Here is a 7,429-nt window from a genome sequence, read left to right as displayed (position 1 = left end):
CAGTTTTCGTTGGCTAGTAAAAGCAACGATAAGTCGAGAAGCCCCCACTTCAATCAAACCGTAAGGTTGATAAGTGGTGGGTAGTTCACAACAGTATTCGGCCTTATCCCATTTTTTCTTCTCTATATTGAGTGTACTTTCATATGGTAGATAATTCAATTCTCTCTATTTGGGCCGCCCTGAACGGATTCTGCCAAATAAGACAAATTTGCAAACTATGATCTGCATCACGCCATTTTTACGCCATCTTGTTTAAAATAAAGGAAATGGCAAAGAAAGAGGGAATTAACATGGAAATGCCACATTGTGCCATGATTAGCGGCGGGGCTGATGTTGCATTGTGCGCAGGCCTCAACCAGTTGAAAAATGAGCATGGGCACTTGAATGAATTAAAACGCGCATTGTATGAAACGGCAGAGCAGATGATAAACGGTGAACTCGAAAATAAACGAGAAGCCCTTGGCGCGCTGCGGAAAGGGACTGAATCCTTTTCCGCACAGCTGAAACATCATGCCGAACGGGAAGAAAATGTGCTGTTTACCATGATGGCCCGCTACATTGGACGCGAAAACGGGCCGATCGCCGTGATGGAATACGAGCATGATGAAGCAGAAAAATATATTGAGATTTTCTTGAATGGCACAAAAATCATGGATGAAGGCCAGGCCGAAATGCTTGCTTCCTATATCGTTCAAATGTATGAGCTGCTCACAAGCCATTTTTTCAAAGAAGAAAACGTCCTGTTTCCAATGGCTGAAAACCTGTTATCAGCAGCTGAAAAAGACGAGCTGGAAGAAAAAATCTGTACAACTGGATTACAGTGAAATTCCAAAAAAGGGCTGTCCCGGAACCGGGAGCAGCCTTTTTGCCATCATGCCCATTTTTCCTTATAATACCGCCCTACGGAATCAGCAGTGACGATTGCTGCATACACAAGGTCAGGGGTGACTTCAAACGGCATGTTATAAATCGTCTCGCCTTCCGCGCAGGAAAGTTCAGCCACTTTCCGGAGCTTTTCCTCATTGAGTTCTTTCACGCCCAAATCCCCGAGCGTGACGGGAAGTCCGACACTCAGGCAGAAGGAGACCACCTCTTCAATTTCCGCTTTCGGCGCATCTTCTAAAATCAGCTGGGCGAGGGTACCGAATGCCACTTTTTCGCCGTGGTACATGCTATGGGTTTCTTCAAGCACGGTAAGCCCGTTATGGATCGCATGTGCCGCAGCAAGGCCGCCGCTTTCAAAGCCGATCCCACTCAAATACGTATTCGCTTCAATGATTTTTTCCACTGCTTCCGTAACAAGATGTTTTTCTGCTGCCAGTTTCGCTTTTAACCCTTCCAAAATTTGCGTGTCATAACAAAGTTTTGCAAGCGTAATCGCCGCTTCCGTAACATGTCCGCCGGCCATCGTCGTTTTATTTGCCCGCTTAGTGGCACGCGCTTCAAAATACGTTGCAAGCGCATCCCCCATGCCGGAAACGAGCAGGCGGGCAGGGGCAGAGGCAATCACTTTCGTATCCATGATGACAAACGTCGGGTTCAGCGGCAGCATCAAGTATTCTTCAAACTCGCCGTTCTCTTTGTAGATGACAGACAGGGCGCTTGTCGGGGCATCGGTGGAAGCGATGGTCGGCGCGACAATCACCGGGATGTTGTTGTAATACCCGACTGCTTTTGCGGTATCCAATGTTTTTCCACCGCCGATTCCGACCATGACATCAGCTTTCTGGGATTTGCAGGCATCACAAAGCCGTTCGATTTCTGGTTTAGAACACTCGCCGCCGAATAATGCCATTTGATACCCCGTTTCTTTGCCGGCATAGCTTTCTTCAACCGTTTTGCCGACAAGGCCGGTGACAAATTCATCCGCAATAATAAACGCTTTTTTGCCAAGCCTTTCCGTATACGCCGAAAGCCTGGACAATTCATCGGGGCCCTGTATAAACTTGCTTGGAGAGGTAATGATTTTCGTCATAAAAATGCCTCCTCTTTTTGTGAAAAGTATAACAAACACAACTCCATCATAACTTATTTTTGCAAAAAAGAAAACCTTTTCATCGCATCATCCATACTTTTTCAAAAACGTTCAATTTTCGGGGGATAATAAGTAAAATGGGGCTGTCCCGACAAAATGTGACAGAAATATGATTTGTTTTGAAGAAAAATGATATTTTTTGATTGAAAACGGTTGATTATGATTAAGTATGTGATAAAATAACATCAGACGGAGGAATGAAGATGTTAGCAGAAGAACGCTATCAAATCATTTTGCAACATTTGCAAGAAAACCATATCGTAAAAGTGCAGGAGCTGGTTAACCTGCTTAATGCTTCAGAATCAACGGTCAGGCGCGATCTTCAGGACCTGGAAGCGATGAATCTGCTCAGGCGCATCCATGGCGGCGCATCGCTTTTGCAACGCAGAAGCGAAGAACCGGATATGGATACGAAAACGCTCAAAAACGTTCAACAGAAAAGAATCATCGCCCAATTGGCAGCAAAAATGATCAGTGACAATGACTGCATTTATTTGGACGCCGGAACGACAACGCTTGAAATGATCCCTTATATAGAGGGGAATAATGTAATCGTTGTCACGAACGGGCTCCCGCATGTGGAGGCGCTTGTCGAGAAAAAAATCAAATCTTACCTTCTCGGCGGGATGATGAAACGAACGACAAGGGCGGTGATCGGCAGTGTCGCCATGCAGACATTAAACAGTTTCCGGTTTGACAAAGCGTTTCTCGGCGCAAACGGCGTAGACCTTGAAATGGGCTTTACCACGCCGGACCCGGAAGAAGCATTGATCAAGCGGCGGGCAAAAGAACTTTCCGAACAATGTTATGTGCTTGCAGACAGCAGCAAATTTCAGGAAGTGGCTTTTTGCAAGATGTTTGACATTTCGGAGGCTTCCATTATCACGGATGAATTGCCGGATTCCTTAAAATCTTCCATTTTAAGCAAAACGAAGGTGATATGTGAGCAAAGCGGAGCATAAAAAAGTTTTTCCTTCGCCATGATAAAAGCCCGCAGTTGAAACAAAATAACAAATGGCTCTTCAGCACCCGGTTTGGATGCCATGATAAGAGGTATTGTTTTCTGTACTGGAAAAAGGAGTGAACTAAAATGAAAATAACCGATTTATTGGTCCAGGAGACCATGGTTATGGATATGCAAGCGACGAAAAAAGAAGAAGCGATTGACGAATTGATTGCAAGCCTGTCAAAAAGCGGCCGCATCAATGACCCGGTTCTTTTTAAAGAAATGATTTTAAAACGCGAGCAGGAGTCGAGTACAGGAATCGGCGACGGAATCGCAATGCCGCACGCAAAAACAAAAGCGGTCAATAAAGCGACAGTCGTATTCGGGCGCAGCAAAAAAGGCGTCGATTACGAGGCGCTGGACGGCCAGCCATCCTATTTATTCTTCATGATTGCAGCGCCTGAAGACGCAGCGGATACGCATTTGCAAACATTGGCGGCATTGTCGAGGCTTTTGATCGACCAGGATTTTGTACAGCAATTGAAACAGGCTGAAACGCCGGCTGAAGTGGCAAGGCTGTTCGATGAAAAACAAGCGGAAAAAGAAGGAAAAGAAGCAGCGGAAACGGGTGCCGGCAACGGTTCGGATGACAAATTGATCGTTGCTGTTACCGCCTGTCCGACCGGGATCGCCCATACGTATATGGCGGAAGATTCTTTGAAGAAAAAAGCGGAAGAAATGGGCATTCCGATCCGGGTGGAAACAAACGGCTCGGAAGGTGTCAAACACGAACTGACGAAAGATGAAATTGACCGCGCTGTCGGGGTCATTGTCGCAGCCGACAAGAAAGTTGAAATGGCGCGCTTTGACGGCAAACACGTCCTGCAAACGCCTGTCAGCGATGCCATCCGCAAGCCGGAAGACTTGATCAACCGGATACTGGCACAAAATGCGCCTGTTTACCATGCAGACAGCACGGAGCGCACTAATGACGATGAGCCGGCGGAGAAAAAGTCGGTATGGGGAACCATTTACAAAGATTTGATGAACGGGATTTCGCACATGCTGCCATTCGTTGTCGGCGGCGGGATCTTGCTTGCGATTTCGTTCCTGATTGAAAGAACAGCCGGTGAACACAACACGATTTTTAAAATGCTGAGTGCGATTGCAGGCGGCGATACAGGGGCATTCCACTTCCTGATTGCGATTCTTGCCGGGTTTATCGCATCGAGCATTGGCGACCGCCCAGCACTCATGCCTGGTATGGTCGGCGGCTATCTTGCGTCCAGCTCGAATGCCGGTTTCCTCGGCGGACTTGCAGCCGGTTTCCTTGCCGGATATATGATCGTCTTTTTGAAAAAAGTATTTGCAGGGCTGCCGCAGGCGCTGAATGGATTAAAACCGATTTTGATTTTCCCGGTTTTAGGCCTCTTGCTTACCGGCGGATTGATGTACTATATTTTTGACCCGATTTTCAAATGGATCAACACCGGTTTAATCGGTGGTTTGAATAACCTTGGCACAGGCAATGCTGTCCTGCTTGGTATCGTTCTGGGCGGCATGATGGCCATCGATATGGGCGGCCCGTTCAACAAAGCGGCTTACACGTTTGCGATCGGGGTATTTACTTCGAGCGGCAACACGAACGGCCTGATGATGGCTGCTGTAATGGCCGGTGGGATGGTTCCACCGCTTGCGATTGCGCTTGCCACCACGTTCTTCAGAAATAAATTTACGGATCAGGAAAAAGAAGCAGGCATTACAAACTATGTGCTCGGGCTGTCCTTTATTACAGAAGGGGCGATCCCGTTTGCGGCATCCGATCCGCTCCGTGTCCTTGGTTCAAGCATTGTTGGTTCGGCGATAGCCGGCGGGCTGACGCAATTCTGGCATATTAACATACCGGCTCCGCACGGCGGGATTTTCGTTGTATTCCTTGCCAACCATGCAATCTTGTTCCTTGTCTCCATTATTATTGGTGCCATTGTTTCCGGCCTGATTCTCGGGATGTGGAAACGGCCTGTTGCACAGAAAAACGGTTAATGCAGTGAAAGATATTTTGGATATAAAGTTAATTGGAAAGCGAAAAAAGACCGGTATTTCTGACCGGTCTTTTTTTAATTTCTGACATTTTTTAACAGGTCCGGCCAAATCGCTTGTACTGGTGCTGACTTCCGTTGCGAAAACAGGTTCACCCATTGTTTCGCCCATTTTCTGCTTCAGCAGGGTAAAAGATTGAAGCAACGGCCGGTCCGCGTTAACATAAAATCATCAAGATATTGCCATCTTCGCCAAAAAATTTCGGTACAGCTCGTTTTTTTACACGCTTTTTACGGATATTTGGGTATAGTTGTATTAGTGGATTTATTAGACATAAGACAAAGAGAATAAGGGGAAATTATTCCATATGAACATGTTTCTGATTTTATTGATCTTACTTTTACTTGTTGGCATCTCCGACATTTTAAATCATTTTATCCCATTTATTCCGGTGCCGCTTATTCAAATTGCACTCGGGCTTGCGTTCGCAGCCGTGCCGGTCGGGGCGCATGTTCCGCTTCAACCGGAATTGTTTTTCGTGTTATTTATTGCGCCACTGTTGTTTCATGATGGAAGAAATGTATCCCGCGAAGCGATGTGGAGACTGCGAAATCCGATTTTGCTGCTTGCGCTCGGGCTTGTTTTTGTGACGGTGTTTGCGGTCGGGTATATTACCCATCTGATGATTCCCTCACTCCCGCTTGCGGCCGCATTTGCCCTGGCCGCCATTCTATCCCCGACCGATGTTGTAGCGGTCAGCGCCATCTCCGAGCGGGTAAAAATTTCGCGCGTGATCATGAACCTGCTGCAGGGAGAAGGGCTGTTAAATGATGCATCCAGCCTTGTTGCATTTAAATTTGCGATTGCGGCAGCGGTCACCGGGTCGTTTTCGCTTGCTGAAGCCGGCGCCAGTTTTTTGCTCATCTCGATCGGCGGCTTTTTAGGCGGCGCATTGCTGGCATTTTTCATTATCCGTTTCAGGGTGCTGATTCGCCGCCTCGGGATGGAAGATGTCACGATCCATATGCTCATCCAAATTTTAACTCCGTTTTTCATTTACCTTGCTGCGGAACATTTTCATTTATCCGGCATTTTGGCGGTTGTCGCCGGCGGAATGGTCCATGCCGTTGAGCGTGAACGGGAACAGTCCCCAAATCTTTCCTATCAGATCGTTTCGCGCAGTACTTGGACAGTTTTAGCCTATATTTTAAACGGCCTTGTCTTTGTCCTTTTAGGCCAGCAAATGCCGGCAGTACTCGGCGAAATTTGGACAAGCCCGGTTTTTAATAACGGCACGGTGATTTTGTATATCGTTGTGGTGACGGCTGCCCTTTTACTGCTCCGGTTTCTCTGGGTGTACGCCGTGTGGTGGGCCGGATGGAAGTCAAAAAAACAGCGCCTTGCAAAGCCTTCCCTAAAGCATACGGCGATTACAACGATATCCGGCGTCCGGGGGGCGGTTACGCTGGCCGGCGCATTCTCTATTCCGTACACCATTGCAAGCGGAGCTCCTTTTCCGGATCGTTCTTTGCTGATTTTTATTGCGGCCGGTGTCATCCTGCTGACGCTTGTGATTGCAAGTGTGTTCCTGCCTCTTTTGGCGAAGCAGGAAGGAAATGAGGCAGATCGTTCAGAGCGTAAAGCGGAAAAAAATGCTTCAATCTTTATCAAGGAAGCGGCAGTCCAGTCTGTGCGCGAGGAAGTGAATGACGAGAACCGGGAAGCGGCAGCGGCTGTGATTGACAACTATCAAAATATGCTGCATCAATTAAAAGCGGAAAAAAGTGAAATAGATTCACTTGAATTCAAACGGATTGAAACGGAGACAAGAATGAAGGCGCTGGAGGCGGAAACGGATTATATTAATGCTTTGATGAAATCAAAACGCATTGACCAGGAGATGGCTTTTTTGTTCCTTGAATATATTCACCGGATGGAAATTGCCGTTACCGATAAAATGAAGTTCAGGTTTTTGAATTTATGGACCCTTTTCCGGAAAGGCGCCACCCGGTTCCTTTTCCTCTTTTACCCGAATAAGGAAAGACGCCGCAAACAGCGGATTAACCGTTATGCGAAAATCAGGCAAATTAAAATTGAAATGGCGGAAGCGGCGATCCGGGCCATTAAATCGGGAATGACAGAGGAAAACAGGGAAATTTCGTTTCTTGTCATCAGTGAATACCGGAAGTTTATCCGGATTTTGAACAAGCCGAAAAATATGGAGGCATCCCTGAAGTATACCCAGATGGAAAGGGAGCTGCAGGAAAAGGCTTTTCAGGCCGAGCGAAACGCTGTGCAGGCGCTGTTTGAACGGGGGGAAATTTCAAGGGAGACTGCCCGCAAACTCCGCAGGCAAATCAATATCCGGGAAGTGTATTGGATGGAAGAACATCAACTCCATGCATGAT

5 protein-coding genes are annotated in these 7,429 nt (G+C 47.2%); 4 read left to right on the top strand and 1 reads right to left on the bottom strand.

The features are described from left to right. Positions 1–290 precede the first annotated feature (290 nt). On the top strand, positions 291–824 hold the full coding sequence (locus NFR98_RS12660; RefSeq protein ID WP_013860413.1) for a hemerythrin domain-containing protein: 534 nt from the start codon (positions 291–293) through the stop codon (positions 822–824). 47 nt (positions 825–871) lie between these two features. Here the strand turns inward: NFR98_RS12660 and NFR98_RS12655 are convergent, their stop codons facing one another. Beyond that, the gene (locus NFR98_RS12655; protein WP_019722107.1) at positions 872–1,975 is read right to left on the bottom strand and encodes a glycerol dehydrogenase; all 1,104 of its coding nucleotides are present in this window, start codon (positions 1,973–1,975) and stop codon (positions 872–874) included. Positions 1,976–2,238: 263 nt separating this feature from the next. Here NFR98_RS12655 and NFR98_RS12650 point away from each other — a divergent pair, with 263 nt between their 5' ends. The 3 genes from NFR98_RS12650 (at position 2,239) to NFR98_RS12640 (ending at position 7,428) form a co-directional block, all read left to right on the top strand. Next, a complete protein-coding gene (locus NFR98_RS12650; protein ID WP_017554287.1) occupies positions 2,239–2,997 on the top strand; it encodes a DeoR/GlpR family DNA-binding transcription regulator in 759 nt (252 codons plus the stop codon). Between the two features lie 128 nt (positions 2,998–3,125). Further along, entirely contained in the window at positions 3,126–5,024 is a 1,899-nt protein-coding gene (locus tag NFR98_RS12645; protein WP_251460241.1) for a PTS fructose transporter subunit IIABC, read from the top strand. A 364-nt stretch (positions 5,025–5,388) separates the two neighbouring features. Beyond that, complete coding sequence (locus NFR98_RS12640) at positions 5,389–7,428, top strand: Na+/H+ antiporter (protein WP_251460239.1); 2,040 nt, start codon at positions 5,389–5,391, stop codon at positions 7,426–7,428. The last annotated feature ends 1 nt before the right edge of the window (position 7,429 follow it).

It is taken from the genome of Weizmannia agrestimuris (assembly GCF_943193165.1).
Classification (GTDB): Bacteria; Bacillota; Bacilli; order Bacillales; family Bacillaceae_C; genus Weizmannia; species Weizmannia faecalis.
This window is presented reverse-complemented; position numbering and strand designations above follow the sequence as displayed.

Bases quoted from the DNA above. Each gene is read 5' to 3' on its own strand.
- NFR98_RS12660 (WP_013860413.1), top strand. From the start codon at position 291: ATGGAAATGCCACATTGTGCCATGATTAGCGGCGGGGCTGATGTTGCA.
- NFR98_RS12655 (WP_019722107.1), bottom strand. From the start codon at position 1,975: ATGACGAAAATCATTACCTCTCCAAGCAAGTTTATACAGGGCCCCGAT.
- NFR98_RS12650 (WP_017554287.1), top strand. From the start codon at position 2,239: ATGTTAGCAGAAGAACGCTATCAAATCATTTTGCAACATTTGCAAGAA.
- NFR98_RS12645 (WP_251460241.1), top strand. From the start codon at position 3,126: ATGAAAATAACCGATTTATTGGTCCAGGAGACCATGGTTATGGATATG.
- NFR98_RS12640 (WP_251460239.1), top strand. From the start codon at position 5,389: ATGAACATGTTTCTGATTTTATTGATCTTACTTTTACTTGTTGGCATC.